20 protein-coding genes are annotated in these 24,754 nt (G+C 72.6%); 2 read left to right on the top strand and 18 right to left on the bottom strand.

The annotated features are described in order from the left end of the window. Position 1: 1 nt before the first annotated feature. The 11 genes from ACVJ1F_RS08210 to ACVJ1F_RS08260 all read right to left on the bottom strand — a co-directional run bounded on the left by ACVJ1F_RS08210 (position 2) and on the right by ACVJ1F_RS08260 (position 15,756). Positions 2-3,742, bottom strand: coding sequence for a chromosome segregation SMC family protein (locus ACVJ1F_RS08210; RefSeq protein WP_456885582.1), 3,741 nt, complete (start codon positions 3,740-3,742; stop codon positions 2-4). A 103-nt stretch (positions 3,743-3,845) separates the two neighbouring features. Continuing rightward, positions 3,846-4,847 (bottom strand): Fpg/Nei family DNA glycosylase, encoded by a 1,002-nt coding sequence (locus ACVJ1F_RS08215; protein ID WP_456885583.1) that lies wholly within the window; start codon positions 4,845-4,847, stop codon positions 3,846-3,848. A 2-nt stretch (positions 4,848-4,849) separates the two neighbouring features. Further along, positions 4,850-5,602: a ribonuclease III gene (gene rnc, locus ACVJ1F_RS08220; protein ID WP_056046210.1), complete on the bottom strand. Its 753-nt coding sequence runs from the start codon at positions 5,600-5,602 to the stop codon at positions 4,850-4,852. A 37-nt stretch (positions 5,603-5,639) separates the two neighbouring features. Continuing rightward, on the bottom strand, positions 5,640-5,843 hold the full coding sequence (gene rpmF / locus ACVJ1F_RS08225) for a 50S ribosomal protein L32 (RefSeq protein WP_043593937.1): 204 nt from the start codon (positions 5,841-5,843) through the stop codon (positions 5,640-5,642). A 71-nt stretch (positions 5,844-5,914) separates the two neighbouring features. Then, positions 5,915-6,436: a YceD family protein gene (locus ACVJ1F_RS08230; protein ID WP_082452364.1), complete on the bottom strand. Its 522-nt coding sequence runs from the start codon at positions 6,434-6,436 to the stop codon at positions 5,915-5,917. Between the two features lie 77 nt (positions 6,437-6,513). Beyond that, on the bottom strand, positions 6,514-8,829 hold the full coding sequence (locus ACVJ1F_RS08235) for a transglutaminase family protein (protein WP_456885584.1): 2,316 nt from the start codon (positions 8,827-8,829) through the stop codon (positions 6,514-6,516). Next, positions 8,822-10,150: a DUF58 domain-containing protein gene (locus tag ACVJ1F_RS08240; protein WP_123570360.1), complete on the bottom strand. Its 1,329-nt coding sequence runs from the start codon at positions 10,148-10,150 to the stop codon at positions 8,822-8,824. Before ACVJ1F_RS08240 ends, ACVJ1F_RS08235 begins: the two co-directional genes overlap by 8 nt. A 2-nt stretch (positions 10,151-10,152) precedes the next feature. Next, positions 10,153-11,184, bottom strand: coding sequence for an AAA family ATPase (locus tag ACVJ1F_RS08245; RefSeq protein WP_369794384.1), 1,032 nt, complete (start codon positions 11,182-11,184; stop codon positions 10,153-10,155). Positions 11,185-11,213: 29 nt separating this feature from the next. Next, on the bottom strand, positions 11,214-11,696 hold the full coding sequence (coaD, locus tag ACVJ1F_RS08250; RefSeq protein WP_056046215.1) for a pantetheine-phosphate adenylyltransferase: 483 nt from the start codon (positions 11,694-11,696) through the stop codon (positions 11,214-11,216). A gap of 81 nt (positions 11,697-11,777) precedes the next feature. Then, positions 11,778-13,988: an ATP-dependent DNA helicase RecG gene (locus ACVJ1F_RS08255; RefSeq protein ID WP_456885585.1), complete on the bottom strand. Its 2,211-nt coding sequence runs from the start codon at positions 13,986-13,988 to the stop codon at positions 11,778-11,780. A 61-nt stretch (positions 13,989-14,049) separates the two neighbouring features. Further along, positions 14,050-15,756 carry an acyl-CoA dehydrogenase family protein gene (locus ACVJ1F_RS08260; RefSeq protein ID WP_456885586.1) on the bottom strand — a complete coding sequence of 569 codons (1,707 nt, stop codon included), beginning with the start codon at positions 15,754-15,756 and terminating at the stop codon, positions 14,050-14,052. Between the two features lie 150 nt (positions 15,757-15,906). Here ACVJ1F_RS08260 and rsmD point away from each other — a divergent pair, with 150 nt between their 5' ends. Beyond that, a complete protein-coding gene (rsmD, locus tag ACVJ1F_RS08265) occupies positions 15,907-16,482 on the top strand; it encodes a 16S rRNA (guanine(966)-N(2))-methyltransferase RsmD (protein WP_043593946.1) in 576 nt (191 codons plus the stop codon). 28 nt (positions 16,483-16,510) lie between these two features. On the opposite strand, the gene thiL is transcribed toward rsmD, so the two are convergent. Then, positions 16,511-17,530, bottom strand: coding sequence for a thiamine-phosphate kinase (gene thiL / locus ACVJ1F_RS08270; RefSeq protein ID WP_159826257.1), 1,020 nt, complete (start codon positions 17,528-17,530; stop codon positions 16,511-16,513). A gap of 24 nt (positions 17,531-17,554) precedes the next feature. Between thiL and ACVJ1F_RS08275 the strand changes: the two genes are divergently transcribed. Beyond that, on the top strand, positions 17,555-18,118 hold the full coding sequence (locus ACVJ1F_RS08275; RefSeq protein WP_056046223.1) for a DUF3515 family protein: 564 nt from the start codon (positions 17,555-17,557) through the stop codon (positions 18,116-18,118). Positions 18,119-18,146: 28 nt separating this feature from the next. Here ACVJ1F_RS08275 and ACVJ1F_RS08280 read toward each other — a convergent pair whose 3' ends face one another. The 6 genes from ACVJ1F_RS08280 to leuC form a co-directional block, all read right to left on the bottom strand. Beyond that, positions 18,147-19,238, bottom strand: a complete 1,092-nt coding sequence (locus ACVJ1F_RS08280) for a D-alanine--D-alanine ligase family protein (protein ID WP_456885657.1) — start codon at positions 19,236-19,238, stop codon at positions 18,147-18,149. A gap of 168 nt (positions 19,239-19,406) precedes the next feature. Then, entirely contained in the window at positions 19,407-20,420 is a 1,014-nt protein-coding gene (locus tag ACVJ1F_RS08285; protein WP_277958990.1) for an NAD(P)H-dependent glycerol-3-phosphate dehydrogenase, read from the bottom strand. A 73-nt stretch (positions 20,421-20,493) separates the two neighbouring features. Continuing rightward, positions 20,494-21,276, bottom strand: coding sequence for a lysophospholipid acyltransferase family protein (locus tag ACVJ1F_RS08290; RefSeq protein ID WP_233568353.1), 783 nt, complete (start codon positions 21,274-21,276; stop codon positions 20,494-20,496). A gap of 7 nt (positions 21,277-21,283) precedes the next feature. After that, complete coding sequence (gene murA, locus ACVJ1F_RS08295) at positions 21,284-22,651, bottom strand: UDP-N-acetylglucosamine 1-carboxyvinyltransferase (protein ID WP_043593953.1); 1,368 nt, start codon at positions 22,649-22,651, stop codon at positions 21,284-21,286. Continuing rightward, a complete protein-coding gene (gene leuD, locus ACVJ1F_RS08300) occupies positions 22,652-23,248 on the bottom strand; it encodes a 3-isopropylmalate dehydratase small subunit (protein ID WP_456885587.1) in 597 nt (198 codons plus the stop codon). Then, complete coding sequence (leuC, locus tag ACVJ1F_RS08305) at positions 23,248-24,738, bottom strand: 3-isopropylmalate dehydratase large subunit (RefSeq protein ID WP_456885658.1); 1,491 nt, start codon at positions 24,736-24,738, stop codon at positions 23,248-23,250. The genes leuD and leuC overlap by 1 nt, the downstream gene beginning before the upstream one ends. Positions 24,739-24,754: the final 16 nt, after the last annotated feature.

The raw sequence follows: 24,754 nt of genomic DNA on the forward strand, positions 1-24,754 counted from the left end.
TTCAGGAGGCGTCGGCGATGCCGCGCTCGTCCGTGGGGCCCGCGGCGGTGCCGCGCTCGGCGACGACGCGCTGGCCGACGACGGCGCTGACCCCGTCCTGACGCATCGAGACGCCGTAGAGGGCGTCGGCGATCTCCATCGTGCGCTTCTGATGCGTGATGACGATCAGTTGGCTCGACTCGCGGAGGTCCTCGAAGATCGTCAGCAACCGGCCGAGGTTGGCGTCGTCCAGGGCCGCCTCGACCTCGTCCATGATGTAGAACGGGCTCGGCCGGGCCTTGAAGATCGCGATCAGCAACGCCACGGCGGCCAACGACCGCTCGCCACCGGACAGCAGCGACAGCCTCTCGATCTTCTTGCCGGCAGGCTTCACCGTCACCTCGATCCCGGTCGCCAGCAGGTCGTCGGGGTCGGTCAGGTGGAGCGAACCGCTGCCCCCGGGGAAGAGGATCGGGAAGACCCGGTCGAAGGCCGCCTGGGTGTCGGCGAACGCGCTCGCGAAGATGGTCTGCATCTTGTCGTCGATCTCGTCGATGATCGTCAGCAGGTCCGCGCGCGTGCCGGTCAGGTCGGTGAGCTGCTCGGTCAGGAAGAGATGGCGCTGCTCGAGCGCCGCGAACTCTTCGAGGGCCAGGGGGTTCACCCGGCCGAGCCGGGCAAGCTTCTTCTCGGCCACGGCGAGCCGGCGCTGCTGCGTCGCCCGGTCGAAGGGCACGCCCCGAGGAGGCGCGGTGGCGGCCCCGGCGAGGGCGAGGGTCGCGTCGTCGAGGTCGGCGGCACCGTCGGCTCCCCGGGCGGCACGGCCAGTGCCCTCCCCCGCGGCGTCGTCCTCGCCCGCGACGTCGTCCTCGCCCGCGGCGTCGACGTCGACCAGGTCGACCTCGTCGTCCACGGACGGGCGGGTCGCGACCTCGTCGTCGCTCGGCACGAGCACGTGCGGTCCGTACTCGGCGACGAGGACGTCCTCGACGAGGCCGAGCTCGGAGCCGGCCCGTTCGAGCAGCCCGGACAGGTGCAGCGTCTTCTCGTAGATCTCCATCTCGAGGCCGTGCACGCTCTCGGTCACGGTGGCGAGCCGGTCGCGCAGCTCGCGCTCGGCTCTGCGGAGCGCCTGCAGCTCGGTGTTCTGCTCGGTCCGGGCCGCCTCGGCCTCCGCCAGGACCGCGCGCGCCTCGGCCACCGACCGGGCCGCGGCGTCCAGGGTCGGCGGCAGGGCCTCGAGCACCGACGACGTGGCGGCCATCTGGCGATGCCGCACCACCGTCTGACGGGCCTGGAGTTCGGCGGCCGCCCGTTGCTCGTCGAGTTGACGCTGCAGGGCCTCGGCGCGGGCGATCTCGGCCCGGACCCGTTCGCGGACGGTCTCGAGGGCGATGCGGCGCTCGGTCTCGACGGCGCGCGCCGTCTCGACCTCGGCCAGCAGGCCGTCGCGCGCCGACGCGTCGAGCAGTGGACGCGGGCGGGCGGCGTGTTCGTCGTGGGCGGCCGCCGCGGCGTCGACGGCGCGGCTCGCGGCGTCGACGGCCTCGACCGACGCGTCGAGCGCGACCGAGAGCCGATCGACCTCGGCCTCGGCGGCCTCGACCCGGGCACGCAGACGACCGAGCTGCTGCCCGTGGGAGGTGACCCGCGCCTCCTCGTCCCGGGCGGCGGCCGCTGCCTCCTTCGCTCGGGTGCGCGTCGTGGCGAGCCGTTCCCGGAGCTCGGCGAGCCCGGGAGCGAGCCGCTCGATCTCGGTGGCCACGCCGGTGAGCCGCTCGGCGGCCGCATCACGCTCGGCGACGAGCTCGAGACGCGACCGCTCGACGCCCGACCCGCCGCGCAGCACGTAGTCGGTCAGCACCTCGCCGGCCCGCGTGATGACGGTCACGGGGACCGGGTGGCCGGCGAGTGCCCGCCAGGCCGAGCGAGCGACCGCGAGGTCGTCGGCCACGATGGTGGCGGCCAGCAGTCCGAGCACCCCGGGAGGCGCGGTGACGACGGCCGTGGCGGCGACGGTCCCGGCCGGGAGGTCGACGTCGAGCGTCGACCGGGGCCGCTCGGGCTCGGCCACGACGACCTCGACCCGACCGAGCTCGGCCTCGGTGGCGTGCGCGACCGCGTGGACCGCGGCCTCGACGTCGTCGGCCAGCACCGAGTCGACCACGCTGCCGAGCGCCGCCGCGACGGCGGCCTCGTAACCGGGACTCACCTGGACGTGCTCGGCCACCAGGCCGCGGATGCCCGGTCGGCCCGCGGCGACCAGGGCGGCCGTGGCGTCGTTCTGGTCGAGGGCCAACGAGAGCGCGCTGCGGCGGGCCGCGAGGGCGTCGCGCTCACGCTCGGCCGCGTGCAGGCGGTCGCGCTGCTCGTCGACGCTCGCCGTGAGGGTCGACAGCTGTTCTTCGGCCTCGGCCTGGACGGCGGCGTGGTCGACGCCGTCGGCGTCGGCCCGCGGGGACCGCTGCTCGAGCTCGGCGTACTCGGCCCGCCCGGCGTCGCGACGCGCCTCGGCGGCCTCGAGTGCCGCGCGCTGCCGCAGCTGCTCGCCCCGGACGGCCGCGAGCCCCGACCGTGCCGCCTCGAGGGCGCCGCGCAGGCGGGTCGCCTCGAGGTCGTGCTGCGAGACGAGGACGCTCTGGGCCTGGATCTCGACGTCGAGGGCGTCGAGGGAGGCCCGGGCCGTGGCCAGGTCGGCCCCGGCCTGCCCCACCGCCGCCTCGGCCTGCGAGACGTCGCCGCGCAGGCGCTCGGCCTCGTCGCGGGCGTCGGCGACCATGCCCGAGCTGACGGTGGTCGCCACGGCGGGTCGGTCCCCCTGCTGGGCGAGCAGCTGGAGTCGCTGCTGCGCGAGGCTCGACAGGCTGCGCAGGCGCTCGTGGACCGACTCGAGTCCGAAGACGACCCGACGGGCCTCGTCGACGGCGTCGCCGACCATGGCCTGCTCGAGGCGGTGCTCGCGCTGCTTGTTCTCGTCCAGGCGGCCCTGCAGGACGAGGCGCTCGCTCTTGCGCTCGGCCTCGCTGCTCGACCGGGCCGTGAGCGACTCGCGGAGGGCGACGACCTCGTCGGCCAGCAGACGGGCGCGGGCGTCGCGGACGACCGCCGCGATGGTCTGCGCCTCACGGGCGATCTCGGCCTGGCGCCCGAGCGGCTTGAGCTGGCGGCGGATCTCGCCCGCGAGATCGCTGAGGCGCGTGAGGTTCGTCTGCATGGCCTCGAGCTTGCGGAGGGTCTTCTCCTTGCGACGACGGTGCTTGAGGATGCCGGCGGCCTCCTCGACGAAGCCCCGGCGGTCCTCGGGAGTGGCGCGCAACACGGCGTCGAGCTGCCCCTGCCCCACGATGACGTGCATCTCGCGGCCGAGGCCGGAGTCGCTGAGGAGCTCTTGCACGTCGAGCAGTCGACAGCCCTCGCCGTTGATGGCGTACTCGCTGCCCCCGTTGCGGAAGAGCGTCCGACTGATCGTCACCTCGGTGTAGTCGATGGGCAGGGCCCCGTCGGAGTTGTCGATCGTCAGCACGACCTGGGCCCGACCGAGCGGCCCACGGGTCGACGTGCCGGCGAAGATGACGTCCTCCATCTTGCCGCCGCGCAGGTTCTTCGCCCCCTGCTCGCCCATCACCCAGGCGAGGGCGTCGACGACGTTGCTCTTGCCCGAACCGTTCGGGCCGACGACGCAGGTGACCCCCGGCTCGAAGGCGAACGTGGTCGCGGAGGCGAACGACTTGAAGCCCTTGAGCGTGAGGCTCTTCAGGTACATGCGCCGCGCCTCCTCGGGACTCGTGACGGGTGGTGACCCGCGCTCAAGGATAGGGGCGGAGGCGCCGCGGACCGGGGAGGCGGACGCCCTCGGCCGTCGGGGTTCAGCGCGTGCGCACCCGCTGGCAGCGGGGGCAGAAGTGACTCGACCGGTTCATGAAGGCCTCGCGCACGATGAGCGTGCCGCACCGTGGGCACGGACGCCCCTGCTGCCCGTACGCCGCGAGGCTGTGGCTGAAGTAGCCCGACTGGCCGTTGACGTTGACGTACTGGGCGTCGAAGCTCGTGCCCCCCTCGCCGAGGGCCTTGAGCAACACGACCCGCACCTCGGCCAGCAGCACCCGCGCCCGAGCCCTCGACAACGACTCGGTGGGCTGTTCGGGGTGCACCCGCGCGGCCCAGAGGCTCTCGTCGGCGTAGATGTTGCCCACCCCGCTCAGCAGACCCTGGTCGAGGAGCGCCCGCTTCACCGCCGTGCGGCGGTCCAGCAGACGGGTGATCACCCGCGCTTCGTCGAAGGCGGGGTCGAGCGGGTCGCGCGCGATGTGCGAGACCTGCTGCGGGACGCGGCGCACCCAGGCGGCCGGGTCGGCGTCGGTGCCGACGGCCGTGGTGCCGGGTGTGGCCTCCCCCGCGGCCAGGACGTCGGAACCCAGGAGTCGCGGGCCGGCGAACCCCGCCGCGCGCCCGTCCAGGGTGGGCACCGTCTCGTCGAGGGCCATCGAGCCGAAGATGCGCTGGTCGACGAAGGCGAGCCGCACGGGGCCGAGCGACGGGCTCTCGACGTCGAGCCGGATGCGCATCAGGCGGTCGGGCTCGGCATCCCGGCTGCGGAGCAAGACCTGCCCGCTCATGCCGAGATGCGCGACCAGGGCCAGGGGTCGCTCGTGCCGCTCGACCGGTTCGAAGGGGAACCAGAGGAACTTCCCCCTACGGACGGCCGAATCGATCGTGCCCCCGACGAGCCGGTCGACGAAGTCGTCGCTCGGGCCACGGTGCCGCTTGAGCGACCGCTGGTCGAGCACCTCGACGGCCGTCACCACGGCGCCGGACACCACCGGGTGCAGACCGGCGCGGACGACCTCGACCTCGGGCAGTTCGGGCACGGTCAGTCGACGGAGGCGGCGGCCCGACGGGCGGCGGCGACGCCGGCAGCCGACGCGTTGAGGGACGTCCACGCCCCGAGGGCGGCGGCCATCTCGGCCTGCTTCTTGCTGCTGCCGGACCCCTCGGCGACTCCTTGGTCGTCGCCCAGGGCGACGACGGCGTGGAACCGCTTGTCGTGGTCGGGCCCGCTGTCGGTCACCGAGTACGAGGGCATGCCCCGGCCGAGGGTCGCCGCGAGTTCTTGCAGGCTGGTCTTGGGGTCCATGGCGGCGCCGAATCGATCCGGGTCGACGAGCAGAGGGGCCACGAGACGCAGGACGAGCGCCGTGGCGGCTTCACCGCCGGCCTCGAGGTAAGTCGCCCCGATGATGGCCTCGACCGTGTCGGCCAGGATCGAGTGCTTGTCGCGACCACCGGTCAGCTCTTCGCCGCGACCGAGGCGCAGGTGCGGGCCGAGGCCGATGATCCGCGCCACCTCGGCCAGGGCGACGGTGCTGACCAGGCTGGCCCGACGCTTGGCGAGGTCGCCCTCGTCGAGGTCGGGGTTCTCGGTGAAGAGCATGACCGTGACGGCCTGGCCCAGGATCGAGTCGCCGAGGAACTCGAGGCGCTCGTTGTTGCCGACGCCGCCGTGCTCGTACGAGTACGACCGGTGCGTCAGCGCCTGGTCGATCAGGTCGTCGCTGAGCTCGATCTGCAGTCGGGACAAGAGAACAGCCCGGTCGGCACCAGGGCTCGACTCGGGCTGACTCATGCGCTCACCGCGAGGGTGGACGGGTTCACGTCGGTGATCAGACGTCGGCGACCTTGCGGCCCTTGTACTCCATGTACAGGGCGGTGCCGGCGCTGTCCTCGACGACCTTGGCACGGTGCGGGAGGCTGTAGGTGACCTTGCCGTTCTCGATCGTCTTGACGAGCTGGACCGGCGTGGCCTTCCACTGCGAACGACGAGCGTGCGTGTTGGAGCGTGACTGCTTGCGCTTCGGGACGGCCATGGGTTTCTCTTCTCTCTGTCGGCACCCTCGCGGGTGCCTGGGTCTGACGATGGTGGGTGACGCGGTGGTGTTCAGTGCTGCTCGTCGGCCGGGCGCTGGTCGTCGTGACCGGTGCCCTGTGACGTGCCGTCGGCGGGTGCCGATTCAGCCTGGAACCCTGCCAGTGCCGACCAGCGGGGGTCGGCGATCTCGCGGGGCTGGTAGTCGGGGATGTCGTCCACGCGCTCGCCCGTTTCGGGGTCGAGGCCCGGACAATCCGGCCGACAGACCGGCTGGAAGGGCAGTGACAGAACCACTGCGTCTCTGACCACGGGTTCAAGATCCACGTGATCGTCTTGAACCTGATAGTCAAAAGCTTCGTCGACATCGTACGCGAAAAGCTCGGCGAAATCGACTTCGACGGGCTCGGAGATGTCACGGAGGCACCGGCTGCACTCGCCGACCGCCGTGCCCGACACGTGTGCGGACACCAGGATGCCGTCGTGCAGCCCCTCGAGCTTGACGTCGATCGCGATCTCGGCACCCTTCGGCACCGAGATCTGGCCCTCGCCGAGTTTCTCGGGCACGACGACGTCGAGCTCGTGCTCGCGCATCTCGCCCGGACGGTGCACGAGGTCGAACACCGGGACGGTGTAGGGGGTCTGGGTGAAATGAGGCACGAACGAAGAGTTTACGCCGTCGAGCCGGACGCCGCCTCCGTACCCCCGACGAGCGATCGCGGCGCGATCGTGGCGGTGAGACGCTGCCCCACGGACGACGAGGCACGGAGCCCGGCGATGACCCGACGCGCGTCCGCCTGCACCTGTCGGGCGGCCGGTTCGGCTCCGAAGCGCTCGGCCTGCAGGGCGTCCAGCAGCGCGACGGACGCGGCCCGCGCCTCCTGGGCCGTCGCCGTCCGGCCGGCGGACGGTGCGTGTGACGTCGTCGCCGCGGCACCGTCGCCGAGAGCCGCCAGTCGCTGCGCCAGCAGGTCGACGACGGCCGGAGGGGTCATCGCGGCCGTCACAGGGACGCCGAGGTCCCGAGCGGTGTCGACCACCTCGTGCCAGGCGTGCAGGGCCAGGTCGGGAGGCGACGCCGACAGGCGGCGGCGACGGCGACCGGCCCGCAGCCCCGAGGGGACGACGAGGGCCGCCAGCGCGAGCGCCGCGAGCACCGACAGGGCGATCGTCGGCACGGGACCGCCGCCGGCTCCCTGGCCGGAGGCGGTGGACGTCGGCGTGGCACTCGCACCCGGGGCCGCGCTCGTCGGGGCGGCCGACGCCGAGGGCGCCGTGCTCGCGTCGGGCGCGGTGCTGGCGTCGTCGCTCGGGACGTCGCTCGGTTCGACGCCGGTCTGCTGCAGGTACTGCTGCGGTGCGCCGAGGCCGACGGTCGGCTCGAAGGGGACCCACCCGAGTCCGGCGAAGTACAGCTCGGGCCAGGTGTGCAGGTCGTCGCTGCTGACCCGGAACGCGGCGTCGTCGCCGACGCCCTGCAGGTCGCCCGGCAGGAAGCCCACGGCCACCCGCGACGGGATGCCCAGCGTCCGCGCCATGACGGCCATCGCCGAGGCGAAGTGCACGCAGTACCCGCTGCGGACCTGCAGGAACGTCTCGATCGCGTCGAGGCCGCTGCCGTCGTAGCCGCGCTCGACCGGGGTGTCCTCCGAGTAGGTGAAGTCGCCGTCGCGGAAGAAGTCCTGCAGCTCGACGGCCGCGTCGAAGGGGTTCGCGGAACCGGCCGTCACCTGCGCCGCGAGGTCGGTGACGGACTGCGGCACCTCGTCCACCGAGAGATAGGGCGCCATGTCGGGCCCCGTGTCGTCGAGCGAGGCGACGACCTGCTCGGGGCTGGGATCGACGGGCCGGCTCGTCACCTCGTACTCGAGGCCCTGCGTGCCCTCGGAATCGCTGCGGACGGTGACGCCGCTCTCGTCGATGAACCGCCACCCGTCGTCCAGGCCCTCGATGGTCGCGGGCGGCACCGGCACGGGCAGGTACGGGCTGCGGAGCGCCCCGATCGTGACGTCGGTCGTGACGTCGCGTCGAGCGGTGCCGGGGTCGATGCCGGGAGCGTCGGGCAGCGCGTCGAGCGTGTTGAGCGGGTCGAGCGGCACGTCGGCGGGGCTCCAGGTGCGGCCCGAGAAGTCGACGAGGTCGACGAGCTTGAGGTAGTTGCCCTGCGGGTCGTCCGTCCGGTACGACAGGACGGTGACCGGGGCCCCCCGCCGGAGGTCGTCGCCGAGGTCGATGATCGGGTTGACGCCGGTCGCGAGTCCGGTCCCGGTGCCCGAACCGGTCAACGGCGCCACGCCCGTGAGCGGGACGACGGCCGTCAGCAACCCCGCCACGGCGACCGACGCGGCGGCTCCGACGAGGCCGGCGCGCGAGGGTCGTCGGCCGGTGGACACCATCAGCAGCACCAGGAAGGCCAGCACGGTGGCCACCACCCAGGGCCAGCTCGTGACGACGCCCGGGACGAAGGTCGGCACCGCCAGCACGAGGGCGGGGAAGACTCCGGTCACGACCGGCAGCTGCCCCACCGACGACAGCAGGTCGGTGACGACGGCGACGACGAGCACCGAGAGGGCGACCGTGACCAGCAGGCCGTCGTTGACCTCGACGGGGGCCGAGCCCTCGACGATCGCCGCGTTCGCCTGCGCGGACAGCTCGGGGAGGCGCGCGAAGGTGGACCCCGTCGGCACGACGCCCAGCAGGGCCGTGCCGCCCGAGGCGAAGGCCGTCGTGACGAGGGCGCCCAGCACCGCTCCACCGACGACGCCCAGCCAGGAGGCGCCCCCCAGCGCCCGCACGACGAGGGAACCGCCCAGCACGACGGCGGCCACCACGGCCCCGGCCACCCACCAGCCGATCCCGACGAAGACGGGGTGCAGGCTCGCGAGCGACAGGACGAGCACGAGCCAGAGCAGGGCCGTGGTCTGCCCGCGGACGGCGCCCGCGGGCTCGGCACCGAAGAACCCCGTGCGGGTCGGCGACTCAGTCATCGAGGACTCCCGACGTCGTGATCAGGCGGCCGACGTCGACGCTCGAGTCGGTCTCGACGACCCGCCAGCCCGAGTCACGCAGCGCACCGGCGACCTCGTCGGGGGTCAGCACGCGGTCGTCGGCCCGAGCACGACCGTCGGCGGGGCGGGTGGGTCGCGAGGTCAGGCCGGCGCCGAGGGGCAGCGCGGCCGTGACGACGACCGCGACCGCCGACGATCCGGGGGCCCTCGAGGCGACGAGCAGGTCGAGGTCGGGTCGGCCCAGCCCGGAGACGACCGCCACGACGGGCTCCCGGGGTGACGGGGCCGGAGCGGGCGCCCCGGGCGCGTCGTCGAGCCGCAGGTCGGCGAGGTCGTCGAGGAACATCGTGGTCGAGTCGGGATCGTGCCGGGCGACGAGCGTGCCGCCGGGTGTCGTCAGCAGGGTCGCCGAGCCCGCGTGGCCCACCTCGACCGCGACCGTCGCGGCGAACGACACCGCCCATTCGAAGGCGTCGCTGACGAGAGGAATCGCGGCCGTCGCCGCCCTGACCCCGACCCTGCTCGTCGGGGGCAGGGTCGGACGGGCGTCCGGCCATCCCTCGGCCGCGACGGCGATGACGACCCGCGCACTCGGCAGGCCGTGCTGCTCTTCTTGCCGGACCATGAGCTCGCCGTGCCGCGCCGTGGCCTTCCAGTGCACCCGTCGCATCGGATCGCCCCGGCGGTACTCGCGGGTGACCGGATCGTCCTCGCCGCCAGCCAGGCTGTGCTCGCGCTGGCGCCTCGACCCGTCGCCCAGCGCACGGGACTCGCGGCCGAGTCCCACCTCGACGACCTCGGGCACCACGACGAACTCCGCCACGCCGGCGGCCACGACCCGTCGACGGGCCACGCCGTACGACTCGACGAGGTCGACGTGCAGCGGGCCGATGCGGTGTCGGCCGCGCGGCAGGTCGTGGTGGCGGAAGACCGCCGAGGAGGCGCGGCCCGGCACCAGCAGGACGGCTGCGGCCTCGGCATCGGACAGTCGTCCGAACGGCAGCTGTTCGCGGACCCGCACGGTGCCGGAGGTCCGTCCCCCACGAGGGAGGACCGCGACCGTCTCGACGGCGGACCACCCCGCGACGCCCCGGTCGGGAGTGAAGCGACGGGTGACCCGCACGTCGGCCGTGCGGAACAGCAAGGAGATCGTGACGGCCACGATGAGCACGACCAGGGTCGTGCCGGCGAAGACGAGGGCGGGGGCCTGGAGCAGCCAGCCCACGAGCACGACCAGCACCCCGGCGGCGAGCACGCCGACGCCACGGCCGGTCGGCCTGGGGACCCCACCCCGTCCCATGGTCAGCGCGCGTCGGCCGCGTCGCCGAGCGGGACGGCGGTCTGCTCGACGATCTCGGCCACGAGGTCGTAGGCCGCCGAGGCGGCACCGGCACCGGCTCGACCGGCGAGGATCACCCGGTGACCGAGGACGGGACCGGAGAGGGCGTCGACGTCGTCGGGGACCACGTAGCCGCGGCCATTGAGCGCGGCCCAGGACTTCGCCGCGCGCATGAGCTGCAGGGTCGCGCGGGGACTGGCCCCGAGCCGCACGTCGGGGTGGACCCGGGTCGCCTGGACGATCCGCACGGCGTACTCCTCGACGGCCTGGGCGGTGTAGACGGTGCGGACGGCGGCGATCATGCGCGTGAGCTCGTCGAGCGACACCAGCGGGCGCAGGGTGTCGAGAGGGCTGACCCGCTCGCGTTGCTGCAGCATGCGCAGCTCGCTGCGGGCGTCCGGGTACCCCAGCGAGATGCGGGCCATGAACCGGTCGCGCTGGGCCTCGGGCAGGTTGTAGGTGCCCTCCATCTCGACGGGGTTCTGCGTCGCCACGACGAGGAAGGGCGACGGGAGGGGATGCGTGATGCCGTCGACAGTCACCTGGCGCTCTTCGAGGCTCTCGAGAAGCGCCGACTGCGTCTTCGGCGAGGCACGGTTGATCTCGTCGCCGATGACGACGTTGGCGAAGACCGGACCGGGCTTGAACTCGAAGCCGCCGCTCTGCCGGTCGTAGACCGAGACGCCCGTGATGTCGCTCGGCAGCAGGTCGGGGGTGAACTGGATGCGGGTCACGGTCGCGTCGACGGCCTTGGCGAGCGCCCGGGCGAGCTGGGTCTTGCCGACGCCGGGGACGTCCTCGATCAGCAGGTGGCCCTCGGCGAGCAACACGGTGAGCGCCGTCGAGATGGCGCCGTCCTTGCCGTCGATGACGGTGGCCACGGCCTCGAGGACGCCCCGTGCCCGCTGCTGGACCTCGTCGAGCGACATCGTGGGACCGGAGCCGGCCGCCCGGACGGCGGCGGGCTCGACGGTGGGGTCGTTGGTCGTGGTCATCGCGGCGTCCTCGTCGGGTGGGGTCGGGGTCAGGTCGTGCTGAGGTAGGCGGCGACGGCCGCCGGCACGTAGGGCGACACGTCGCCGCCGAGCGAGGCCACCTGTCGCACCAGCGAGCTCGACACGTGCGCGTGGGCGGGATCGGGCAGCAGGAAGACGGTCTCGACACCGGCCAGACTGCGGTTCATGATCGCCATCGGGGTCTCGTAGGCGACGTCGACCTGCGAGCGGATGCCCTTGACGAGCACGCTCGCCCCGACCTCGGTGCAGTAGTCGACGAGCAACCCGACGCTCCAGCTGTGCACCGTGACGGTGTCGGGCAGCCCCGCCGCCCGGAGCGACTCGGTGAGCAACGAGACCCGCTGCGCCAGGGGCAACAACGCGCTCTTCTCGGGGTTGTGCACCACGAGGACGTGGACCTCGTCGAAGATGTTGGCGGCCCGGGCGATCACGTCCACGTGACCGAGGGTCACCGGGTCGAACGAACCCGGGACGACGGCGATCCTGCTCATCCGGTCACTGTAGCCCGCCGACCCCGGACGGATGCCCAGGGCGAGGACCGGGTCGAGGACGCGTCACGCGTCACCACCGGCTCAGTTCTTGCCCATGGCCTCGCGGCCCCGGTCGTCGAGGCGCCGCGCGATGGCGGCGGCGAGGGCGGGGTGGTCGACCAGGCGGGGATCGGCGTCGAGGACCTCGGCCGCGTGCTCGCGGGCGAGTCCGATGAGGTCGCCGTCGCGGGCGACCCTCAGCAGCCGGAGCGACGAGCGGCCACCCGACTGGAGGTTGCCGAGCACGTCGCCCTCTCGGCGCAGGTCGAGGTCGACCTGCGCGAGCTCGAAGCCGTCGAGTGTGGCCGCGACCGCGTCGACCCGCTCGCGGGCCACGGTGTCGGCCGCCGCGTGGGTGACGAGCAGGCAGAGGCCCGGGTGGCCGCCACGGCCGACGCGGCCGCGCAGCTGATGGAGCTGCGAGACGCCGAAGCGGTCGGCGTCGAGCACGACCATGGTCGAGGCGTTCGGCACGTCGACCCCCACCTCGACGACCGTCGTCGCGACGAGGACGTCGATGTCACCGGCCGCGAAGCGGCGCATGACGTCGTCCTTCTCGTCGGACGACATGCGGCCGTGCAGGGGCTCGACCCGCAGGCCCTGCAACACGGGGATGGTGGGCACCCGGGCCATGACCCCCTCGACGCTGGCGCGTTCCGGCGCCGGCGCGTCGGAGGGCTCGGCACCGTCGGGGTCGTCACCGGGCGCGACCTCGGCGTCGGGCGGGTCACCCGGCTCGGCCGTCACCGCGTCGATCGCCGGGCACACGACGAAGACCTGTCGCCCCTTCGCGACCTCTTCGGCCGAACGTTGCCAGATGCGGCCGCCCCAGGTCGGGTGGTCGGCCAGGGGGACGACGAACGACTCGATCGGCTGACGGCCCTTCGGCAGCTCGGCGATGGTCGAGACGTCGAGGTCGCCGAAGACCGTCATGGCCACGGTGCGTGGGATCGGCGTCGCCGTGAGGACGAGAACGTGCGGCGGCGTGGCACCCTTCTTGCGGAGCGCCTCGCGCTGGTCGACGCCGAAGCGGTGCTGCTCGTCGACGACGACGAGGCCGAGGTCGAAGAACTCGACGGCCTCGCTGATCAGTGCGTGGGTGCCCACCACGACGTGCGCCTGCCCGCTGACGATGGAGAGCAGTGCCTTCTTGCGCTGGGCCACCGTCATCTGGCCGGTCAGCAGGGTCGGGCGCAGTCGGGCGGCGAGGTCGGGCCCGAGGGTGGCCGTGATCGACCGCAGGTGCTGGGCCGCGAGCACCTCGGTCGGAGCCAGCAGGGCCGACTGCCCACCGCTCTCGGCCACGGCGAGCATCGCCCGGAGGGCGACGAGGGTCTTGCCCGAGCCGACCTCGCCCTGCACGAGGCGGTTCATGGGCACCTCGGCCTCGAGGTCGCGGGTGATCTCGTCGCCGACCAGGCGCTGGTCACCCGTCCGCTCGAACGGCAGGGCCGCGTCGAAGACGGCGAGCAGGCCGTCGGGGGCGGCACGACGGGGGGTCGCGGCCGATCGACGCACGAGGGCCCGCTGTTGGAGCAGCGCGCTCTGCAGCACGAAGGCCTCGTCGAACCGCAGGGTGTCACGAGCCGTGAGGTGGTCACGATCGCTCTCGGGCCGGTGGATGCGCTCGTACGCCTCGGACACGGGCATGAGGTCGAGCTCGGACCGGACCGACGCCGGCACCGCGTCGTCGATCGGCGGCAGTCCGTCGAGCAGCACCTCGACCGACTTCTGCACCTGCCAGGACGCCACGGAGGCGCTGGCCGGGTAGATCGGGATGGGCTGCTTCGCCCACTTCTGGGCCTGCTGGTCGCCGACCCCGGCGACGGCCTCGTGCGAGGCGTCGAAGAGCTCGTAGTCGGGGTGCGCGAGCTGACGGAGCCCCCGGTAGTCGCCGACCTTGCCCGCGAAGATGCCGCGGGCGCCGGGCACGAGGTCCCTCGCCCGCCAGGCCTGGTTGAAGAAGGTGAGCGTGAGGATGCCCTGGCCGTCGCCGATGCGCACCTCGAGGATCGACCCGCGCCGGGCCCGCATCGTGCGTTCACGGACGTCGAGCACCTGGGCCACGATGGTGACGGACTCGCCGAGCGGCAGCTGGTCGAGGGCGGTGAGCTCGCCCCGACGGGCGTAGCGCCGAGGGAAGTGCGTCAGCAGGTCGCCGACCGTGCGCAGGCCGAAGGCCTTCTGCAGGGCGGTGGCCGTCCGGCCGCCGAGGGCCCCGGCCAGCGACGCGTCGAGGGGTGAGTCGGGCACGCACACCACGCTAGCGCCCGCCCCCGACAGCGCCCGCCCCCGGCGGACGCGCCGCCCGGCCTCAGAGGGTGAAGGAGTACCCGCCGGAGGCGCGGGTCGCCTTCGCGAGGTCGGCCCCGTGCCCGTCGTCGTTGACCTCGAGGGCCCTCAGCTGTCGCCCCACCCCGCGCGCGGACTGCTTGCAGAAGCCGACGGCGAGGTGACGCTCCGCGTCGGAGTCGGCCCGCGCCTCCTGGAGGGCCGTCGAGGCGCGGGACAGGACGGCGGTCTGCGCGTAGATGCCGCTCGCCGCGTCGGCGAGGCGCTTCTGCACGAGCTGCTTCTCCTGCACCTTCTTGCCGTGCTTGCGGAAGGCGCCCTCGGTGCGCTCGCGCAGTCGCGAGACCTGGTCGCCGAGCTCGGCGGCCTGCTTGGCGAGCGCGGGATGGACCCCGACCGGCCGTTCGGGCCGGATGCGGCGCTGGACGCGGCCGGCGACGTACGGCGCGAGCACCCCGAGCGCCCGCCCGGGGTCGCCGATGCGGAGCGACGCCACGTCGGGCAGCTCCTCGCTGAGCGTCTTGAGGCCGTTCAGGGCGACGAACGCGCGCAGGACGTCGTTGGCCCCCTCGAAGATCGGGAAGATGCGGAAGTCGCGCAGGGCCTTCGACAGCGGGTGACCTTCCATGTACGCCTCGCCGCCGTGCAGCTGGACGGCCCGGTTGAGGGCGTACCAGCCGGTGTCGCTCGCCGCGACCTTGGTCAGGGCGGACTCCAGGGCGAAGTCGGTGTCGCCGCGGTCGACGAGGCCCGTGGTCAGGTACGACATCGATTCGACGCCGTAGATCTGCTGGGTCATCCACGCGAGCTTGTCACCGACCATCTCGAAGTCCGCGAGCGGCCTGCCGAACTGGTGCCGCGCCTCCGTGTGCTCGAGGCTCAGCTCGAGGAACCGCTTCATGCCGCCCGCGATGGCCGTGCCCATCGACATGCGACCGTTGTTGAGCGTGTTGACGGCGATGCGGAAGCCGTCACCGGGCTCGCCGAGCAGGTTCTCGGCGGGCACGCGGACGTCCTTGAAGTGCACGCGCTGCAGGTGGTTGGCCTTGAGGCCGTGCGTCTCGAACCGCGGGCCGGCGCTCAGCCCCTCCATGCCCTTCTCGACGATGAGCGCGACGTGCCCGAGGTCGCTCTGCGCGAAGACCGTCAGGACGTCCTTGTCGCCGTTGCCGATCCACCGCTTCTCGCCGTTCAGGAGCCAGCTGCCGTCGCTCTGCCGCTCGGCCCGGGTCTCGAGCGCGTAGGCGTCGCTGCCCACGTTCGGCTCGGTGAGCACGAACGCCGCGAGCTTGCGGCCGCTCGCCAGGTCGGGCAGCCAGCGGGCCTTCTGGTCGTCGGTGCCGAAGAGGTGCAGCGGCTTGGTGCCGATCGACTGGTGCACCCCCATCACCGTGGCCAGGGTGCCGTCGACCCGACCGAACTCCTCGTACACGCGGCAGTAGGCGCTCTGGCCGAGCCCGAGGCCGCCGTACTCCTCGGCGACGAAGAGTCCCATCAGGCCCCGCTCGCCCAGCTCGCGCACGAGGTCGTCGCCGATCCACCCCTCGCGTTCCGCCTTCAGCGGGTCGTAGCCGGCGAGCACCTCGCGGGCGGACGCGGACACCGTCTCGACCCGGGACTTCTCGGCCGCCGTCATGTGCGGGTACGGGAAGGCGAGTTCGGAGGCGATGCGCCCCGCGAACAGCGACTTGGTGAACGAGGGCCTCACGGTGCGATCGACGCTGGTCATGGGACCCGATGCTGCCGACGCGGGCGGGCGGCGACAACTCGGTTGTGCAGGTCCGACGACCGGGCGCGGGAGTCGACGGTCGCGCGTTGTCGGGATGCTCGAACCCGACGGGCGGCGGGTGGCGGGCGTCGACCTGGCATGGTTGACCCCATGTCCCGCATCATCTCCGGCTTCGCCGACAACCTCTCGCTCGTCGTCCCCAAGGTCGGGACGCGGCCCACGAGCGACCGGGTCCGCGAGGCGCTGTTCTCGTCGCTCGACGCGCGCGACGAGATCCGGGGTCGGCGCGTGCTCGACCTCTACGCCGGGACGGGCGGCCTCGGGCTCGAGGCCGCGTCGCGAGGAGCCGCCTCGGTCGTGCTGGTCGAGAAGGCCCCGGCCGCCGCGAAGGTGCTGCGTCGCAACGTCGAGTCGGTGCTGGCCCGGGCTCCCCGCCCGCCGCGCGGCACTCCCCCGCGCGTCGACGTCGTGACCCAGCCCGTGCGGTCCTACCTCGAGGGCGGTTCGGCGCTCGTCGACCTCGTCTTCTTCGACCCGCCCTACGAGTTGTCGGCCGCCGACCTCACCGCCGACCTCACGGCCCTGCTGCCCTCGCTCGACGAGCAGGCCCTCGTCGTCGTCGAACGCGCCTCGCGCGACGGCGAACCGGGCTGGCCCGAGGGCCTCACCCTCGACGTGAAGAAGCAGTACGGCGACACGACCGTCTGGTTCGCGCTGCGCGACTGACCCCCCGCAGGAGGCGCGGGTCGGCTCGTCAGCCCTGCGCCCCCGACCACAGGCGGTACGGGTCCCACCCGCCGGCCTCGCCGGGTTCGGAACCGTCGACGGTGACGCGGGGCGCGCCTCCTGCCGGGTCACGGACCGTGCCGACGGCGCGGAACCCACCGGGCAACGCCACGTCGGGCGGGAACGTGGCGAACAGGGAGTGGTCCTCACCACCCGAGAGCGCGAGCCGTGGGTCGTCGCCGAGGGCAGGGCCCCACAGGTCGACCACGACACCGCTGGCGCGGGCCACCCGACCGGCGTCGAGGGCGAGGCCGTCGGACAGGTCGAGCATGGCGGTCGCCCCTGCCAGCGCCGCCGAGCGGCCGTCGGCCACGGGCGGGGTCGGGGCGAGGTGCCAGCCGACGTCCGGGTCGCGCTCGCGCAGGGCGGCGGCCGCGGCGGTGTCGGGCGACCCGTCGTGGTCGACGCCGAGACGGAACAGCAGGTCGAGCCCCCGCGCCGAGCGGCCGAGCGCGCCCGACACGGCGACGACGTCGCCGACGCGCGCCCCGTCCCGCCGCACGGGCGCGCGCCCCTCGAGGTCACCGAACGCCGTCACCGCGACCGTGAAGGTCGGCGACACCGAGAGGTCGCCGCCGACGACCCCCGCGCCCGGGGCCATCACGGAACAACCCGCGCGCAGACCGTCCGCGAAGGCCTCGAGTTCGGTGACGCCCGTGTCGCCGGGCACCGCGAGGGCGACCACCAGCGCCGTGGGCCGAGCGCCCATCGCCGCGACGTCGGACAGGTTCGACGCCGCGGCCTTCCAACCGAGGTCGTACGACGTCGACCACGCGCGCCGGAAGTCGGGTCCGTGCACCATGAGGTCGGTCGTCACGACGAACCGACCGTCGGGCGCCGCGACGACGGCGGCGTCGTCACCGGGACCGAGCAGCGTGTCGTCGCCGCGGGGCAGGCGGGGCAGGATGCGGGCGAGGGTGGCGAGCTCGCCGACGCCCTCGACGGTGTCGGCGTCGTCCGGGCGGGGGTCCGTGGAGCGTCGTTCCATGTGCTGAACGGTAGCCTGGATGCGATGTCGAACCCGTCCTCGCGCCTCACCGCGCGCCTCCGTCCCCGCCTTCGCGTCCCGGCCCTCGTGCTCGTCGGGGCCGGTCTCGCGACGACGCTCGTCGGCTGCTCGCAAGCGGTCCCGATGCAGCCCGCCGCGGGGGCGAACGACCCGGCCTGCGCGCAGGTCACCGTCCACCTGCCCGAGGTCGTCGACGACGGTCAGGACCGCCGCGAGACCGACGCGCAGGCGACCGGCGCCTGGGGTTCGCCGACGAGCGTGCTGCTGCACTGCGGCGTCGAGACGCCCGCCGTGTCCGACCTGCCCTGCTACGACATCCAGGGCGTGGACTGGCTCGTCGACCAGGACCCCGACGACGCCGAGACCTCGATCCTCACCACGTACGGCCGTGAGCCGGGCGTGCAGGTGATCGTCGACACCACCAAGGCCAACGGCGGCAACGTGCTGCGCGACCTGGCCGACTCGGTCGGCTACCTGCCGAACGACGGCAAGGAGTGCGTCGGCGCGGGCGACCTGCCGGGCTCGGCCGGATCGGCCGACGACCCGTCGGCGACACCCACGCCGTAGGCCCGGTGGCCGGGACGGACGGGTTCCGTCAGCGCTCGGTCTCGAGGCCGAGGGCGATGAGCTCGTCGATCAGCTCCGGGTAGCTGAGGCCGCTCGCGAGCCAGCAGGCGGGGAACATCGAGATGGGCGTGAAGCCGGGCATCGTGTTGACCTCGTTGACGACCCAGCCGTCGTCGGTCAGGAAGAAGTCGACGCGGGCGAGGCCCGTGCCGTCGATGGCCTCGAAGGCCAGAGCGGCGAGACGCTGCATCTCGGTCAGGTCACCGGGTGCGAGGTCGGCGGGGCAGACCAGGTCGGCCCCGGGGGCGCCGAGGTACTTCGACTCGAAGTCGTAGAACGTGTCGCCGGCGAGGACGATCTCGCCCGCGACCGAGGTGCGGGGAGGCGCGCCGTCGCGTCCGCCGAGCACGGCGCACTCGATCTCGCGGCCGACGACCGCGGACTCGACGAGCACCTTGTGGTCCTCGGCGAAGGCCTTCCGCATGGCCGCCGGGAGGCCGGCGGGCGAGTCGACGCGCGACACCCCCACGCTCGACCCGGCTCGGGCGGGCTTGACGAACATCGGGTAACCGAGCGCCTCGACGTCGGCGGCCACTCGCTCGGGCGCGGCGTCCCAGTCCCGACGACGCACGGTGCGCCAGGGGGCGACGACCACGCCGGCGGCCTGCAGCACGGTCTTGGTGAAGTGCTTGTCCATGCCGAGCGACGAGGCGAGCACGCCCGCGCCGACGTAGGGCAGCCCGGTCAGCTCGAGCAGGCCCTGCACCGTGCCGTCCTCGCCGAACGGACCGTGCAGGATCGGGAACACCACGTCCACCTCGCCCAGCAGGCGCGTCGTGCCGTCGGGCTCGGTGACGGTCAGCTCGCGGGTGGTGGACGACTCGGGCCAGTGGACGCGGGTGCCGTTGTCGACGACGGTCGGCAGCGTCTCGGCGTCGAGCTCGAACCGTGCGGCGTCGTCGGGCTGGAGCGTGAACGCCCCCTCGACGGTGATGCCCACGGGCACCACGTCGTAGCGGGAGCGGTCGATCGCCGAGAGGACTCCCCCGGCCGTCGCGCAGCTGATCGAGTGCTCGCTCGAGCGGCCGCCGAAGAGGACGGCCACGACGGTCTTCGCCACCCCGGGTGTCGAGGCACCGACGGACGAGGCGTCGTTCGCGGCGACGCGCGGGGTCGTGGTGGGCTCGGTGCTCGCCATGAGGGGCCTTTCGTCGGTGTCACGGCCCGCGGGCCGACCCGCGGTGGGCGGGCTCTGGTCGTCACGCCTCCCGGCACGGCCGACCAGCGGTCACTCGCCCTGCGGCTCGTCCGTCTCGGTCAGGTGCGGGGCGATGTTGCGCGGGTCGAGTGTACCGGCGAGCACCTCGGCCACCTGCTGGACGATGGGCATGTCGACGCCGCGGGACCGCGCGAGTTCGAGGATCGGAGCGACCGAGGCCAGTCCCTCGGCGGTCTGGTTCATCTGGCGCACGACGTCGCCGAAGGCGTATCCCTGCCCGAGCAGTCGTCCCGCGGTGTTGTTGCGCGAGAGGGGCGACTCGCACGTGGCGATGAGGTCGCCCAGGCCGGCGAGACCGGCGAGGGTCTCGGCCTTGGCCCCGAACGACACCGCGAACGCGGTCATCTCGGCCAGCCCGCGCGTGATGATCGAGGCCTTGGTGTTCTCGCCGTACCCCACGCCGTCGACGATGCCGATGGCGACGGCGATCAGGTTCTTGAGGACCCCGCCGAACTCGGTACCGATCACGTCGGTGTTGACGAACGAACGGAAGTACGGGTTGGTGGCGGTGGCCGCGACCAGGGTCGCCGTGTCGAGGCTGTACGACGACACGACCGCGGCCGTGGGCTGCCGCTTCGCGATCTCGAGGGCGAGGTTGGGCCCCGACGCGACGGCGATCAGGTCGCGGTCGACGCCGAGCTCGGCCTCGATCACCTCGCTCATGCGCAACCCGGTGGCCTTCTCGACGCCCTTCATCAGGCTGACGACCGGCACGCCGGACGGGACCATGCCGCGGATGGCGGTCAGGTTGTCGCGGAGCGTCTGGCTGGGGACCGACAGGTAGACCTGCTCGGCACCCGCCAGAGCCTGTTCGACCGAGGGGGTGGCGACGAGGGTGCGGGGCAGGTTGATGCCCGGCAGGTAGTCGCTGTTGCGCTTGCTCTCGGTGATCTCGCGGGCCACCTCGGGACGGCGGGCCCAGAGCGTGACGTCCGCGCCCCCCTCGGCGAGGACCTTGGCGAAGGTCGTGCCCCAGCTGCCCGACCCCAGGACGGCGACCCGGCGCGGGATCGAGTCGCGCATGACGATCGAGATCGCCTCGGTCGTGACCGCCCCTTCTCCGAGGGCCTCGATGGCGCCTTCGCGTGACTCGGAGCTACTCAAAGCGGCCTGTCTCCTTCTGGTGGTTCTTGGTGGGGTTCCAGCGTTCGGCGGGTGCCTTCTCGCCCCGCAGCCGCTCGACCAGCTCGGTGACGGCGTCCATCACCAGGGCGGTGGCGGCCGTGACCGAGGCCTGGTCGAGGGGACGATCGCGGAAGGCCGAGAGGTCGACGGGGTCGCCGATCACGACGGTGATGCGCTTCCGCGGGAAGGCGTGCAGCCGACTCGAGTAGCGACCCATGAGATGCTGACTGCCCCAGTGCGCCATCGGGACGAGCGGCACCCCGGCGGCGAGGGCGAGGCGCACGGCACCGCTCTTGCCCTTCATGGGCCAGAGGTCGGGGTCGCGGGTGAGGGTGCCCTCGGGGTAGACGATCACGCCACCGCCCCGGGCGACGAGCAGACGCCCGGCCGCCAGGGGGTCGTGGTCGTGGGTGCGACCCGCCCGCTCGACGGGGATGTGCCCCATCGCGTGCATCATGCGACCGAAGACGGGGACCCGGAAGAGGGACGCCTTCGCGAGGAAGCGCGGCACCCGCCCGAGAGACCACATCACACGGCCCACGACCACCGGGTCGATGTTCGTGTAGTGGTTCGGGGTCAGCACGAACGCACCCTCGGCCGGCAGCTTGTCGCCGTCGACGATGTCGATCCGGGCCATCAGGTCGAAGAGCGGTGCCGCCGGAGTCGCGAGGACGCGGAAGAAGGCACCCTTCTCCTTGCGACGCCTCCGCGCCGGGACCGGGACGACGGGAGCGTCGGGGTCGGCTGTCGACACCGGCCGATCAGCCCTTGAAGTCGAAGTCGGCGCCCAGCTTGCGCAGCTTCGCGATGAAGTGCTCGTAGCCGCGGCTGATGATGCCGACGTTGCTGATCTTGGACTCGCCCTCGGCGGTCAGGGCCGCGATGAGGTGGCTGAAGCCGCCCCGCAGGTCGGGCACGCGGATGTCGGCACCGTGCAGGGCCGTCGGTCCGTTGATGACCGCGGCCTGCTCGAATTCGCGACGCGCGACGCGACGGTCGTGGTCGGGCAGTCCGTCCTTGTGCACCGTGATGTCGGCGCCCATGTCGTTGAGGGCCTCGGTGAACTGGAAGCGGTTCTCGTAGACCGTCTCGTGCACGACCGAGGTGCCCTGCGCCTGCGTCAGGGCGACGATGAGCGGCTGCTGCCAGTCGGTCATGAACCCGGGGTGGACGTCGGTCTCGACGACGACGGGCTTGAGCTCGCCACCGGGGTGGAAGAAGCGGATGCCGTCCTCGTGGACGTCGAAGTCGCCGCCGACCTTGCGGAAGACGTTGAGGAACGTCATCAGGTCTTTCTGGTCGGCGCCCTCGACGAAGATGTCGCCCTTGGTCGCGAGTGCGGCCGAGGCCCAGCTCGCGGCCTCGTTGCGGTCGTTGATCGCCCGGTGCGTGTAGCCGCGGAGCTTCTCGACGCCCTCGATGAAGATCACGCGGTTCGGCTCGACCGAGACGACGGCGCCCATCTTCTGCAGGATCGCGATGAGGTCCATGATCTCGGGCTCGATGGCGGCGTTGCGCAGCTCGGTGACGCCCTTGGCGAGGACCGCGGTCAGCAGCACCTGCTCGGTGGCCCCGACGCTCGGGTAGGGCAGCTCGATGTTGGCACCGGTGAGCCCGTCGGGCGCGGTGAGGTGGATGCCGTTGTACGACTTGTCGACGACGGCGCCGAAGGCGCGGAGGGCGTCGAGGTGGAAGTCGATGGGCCGGTCGCCGATGCGGCAGCCGCCGAGGTCGGGGATGAACGCCTCGCCCAGGCGGTGCAACAGCGGCCCGCAGAAGAGGATCGGGATGCGGCTCGACCCGGCGTGGGCGTCGATCTCGGCGAAGTGGGCGGACTCGACGTTGGACGGGTCGAGGATCATCTCGCCGCGGGCCGGGTCGGTGATGCGCACCCCGTGGACCGAGAGGAGGCCGCGGACGACGTTGACGTCGCTGATGTCGGGGACGTCCTTGAGGATGCTGGGGGTGTCTCCCAGGAGGGCGGCGACCATGGCCTTCGTGGCGAGGTTCTTGGCACCGCGCACCTCGATGCGACCGATCAGCGGTTTGCCGCCCCGGATGACGATCTCATCGGAGGTGAGCCCCACACGGGCACCTGCTGCTGCTGCGTCTTGGACGAGAGAGTTCACTTACTTCACCGGCAATGTCTTCGGGCGCCAGGCGGCGCGGCGGGATTCGAATTCTGTGATGGCCGCTTCGTCGCGGAGGGTCAGGCCGATGTCGTCGAGGCCTTCGAGGAGTCGCCACTTAGTGTAGGCATCGACTTCGAATCCGACGGTGAGGCTGCCGACCGTGGCGGTCTGCGCCACGAGGTCGACCGTGATCTCGACGCCCGGCTGCCGGTCGATCTCGGCCCAGATGCGCTCGACGTCGTCCTCGGCGACGGCCGCCGCGAGGAGCCCCTGTTTGCCGGAGTTGCCTCGGAAGATGTCGCCGAACCGCGAACTGATGATCACGTCGAAGCCGAAGTCGCGCAGCGCCCAGACGGCGTGCTCACGGCTCGAGCCGGTGCCGAAGTCGGGACCCGCGACGAGGACGCGCGCGCCCTGGAACTCGGGTCGGTTCAACACGAAGTCGGGGTCGTTGCGCCACCCGAAGAAGAGGGCGTCCTCGAAGCCGGTCTTGGTGACCCGCTTGAGGAACTGAGCCGGGATGATCTGGTCGGTGTCGACGTTCGAGCGCTTCAGCGGCGCGGCGACGCCGGTGACGGTGGTGAACTTCTGCATCAGCGGACCCCTGCCCGGTCGGTGCCGTCGGCGAGGACGGGTTCGTCGGACGCGCGGACGGCGGTGGAGGCCGCCGCGTCGTCGTCGGCCTGGAGGTCCCACGGCGAGGACAGGGTCCCACGCACCGCGGTGGCCGCGGCGACGAGGGGCGACACGAGGTGCGTCCGACCGCCCTTGCCCTGGCGACCCTCGAAGTTGCGGTTCGAGGTCGACGCGCATCGCTCGCCCGGTGCGAGCTGGTCGGGGTTCATGCCCAGGCACATCGAGCACCCGGCGAAGCGCCACTCGGCACCGAAGGCGGTGAAGACCTCGTCGAGCCCCTCGGCCTCGGCCTCGAGGCGGACGCGGGCCGACCCCGGCACGACCATGACGCGCACGCCCTCGGCCTTGGTGCGCCCGCGGATGATGGACGCGAACGCACGGAGGTCTTCGATGCGACTGTTGGTGCACGACCCCATGAACACCGCGTCGACCGGGATGGCCTTCATCGGCGTTCCGGCCTCGAGGGCCATGTACTCGAGCGCCCGCGTCGCCGCGGCCTTCTCGTTGGGGTCGACGACGGTCTCGGGGTCGGGCACGGAGTCGCTGAGCGACACGCCCTGGCCCGGGTTGGTGCCCCACGTGACGAAGGGCTCGAGCGTGTCGGCGTCGAGGAAGATCTCGGCGTCGAACACCGCGTCGTCGTCGGTCGGCAGGGTGTCCCAGTAGGCGATCGCCTCGTCCCAGTCGGCACCCGTGGGGGCGTGCGGACGACCCTGCAGGTAGTCGTACGTGGTCTGGTCGGGAGCGACCATGCCGGCCCGGGCACCCGCCTCGATCGACATGTTGCAGATCGTCATGCGCCCCTCCATCGAGAGGGCGCGGATCGCGCTGCCGCGGTACTCGAGCACGTAGCCCTGCCCGCCGCCGGTGCCGATCTGCGCGATGACGGCGAGGATGATGTCCTTCGCGGTGACGCCGGGGCGCAGCGCGCCCTCGACGGTGACCGCCATCGTCTTGAACGGCTTCAGCGGCAGGGTCTGCGTCGCCATGACGTGCTCGACCTCGCTGGTGCCGATGCCGAAGGCCATGGCGCCGAAGGCCCCGTGGGTCGAGGTGTGCGAGTCGCCGCAGACGACGGTGATGCCCGGCATGGTCAGTCCGAGCTGCGGGCCGACGACGTGCACGATGCCCTGCTCGGCGTCGCCCAACGGGTGCAGGCGGACGCCGAACTCGGCCGTGTTGCGACGGAGCGTCTCGATCTGCGTGCGACTGGTGAGGTCGGCGATCGGCTTGTCGATCGCCAGGGTGGGCGTGTTGTGGTCTTCGGTGGCGATCGTCAGGTCGGTGCGACGCAGCGGCCGATCGGCCTGGCGCAGTCCGTCGAACGCCTGGGGGCTGGTGACCTCGTGCACGAGGTGGAGGTCGATGTAGAGAAGGTCGGGGGCGCCGTCTTCGCCCTTGACGACGACGTGGTCGTCCCACACTTTCTCGGCCAGCGTCCTACCCACGGGCACGCCCCTTCTC

The sequence above is a fragment of the Frigoribacterium sp. 2355 genome (assembly GCF_054060695.1).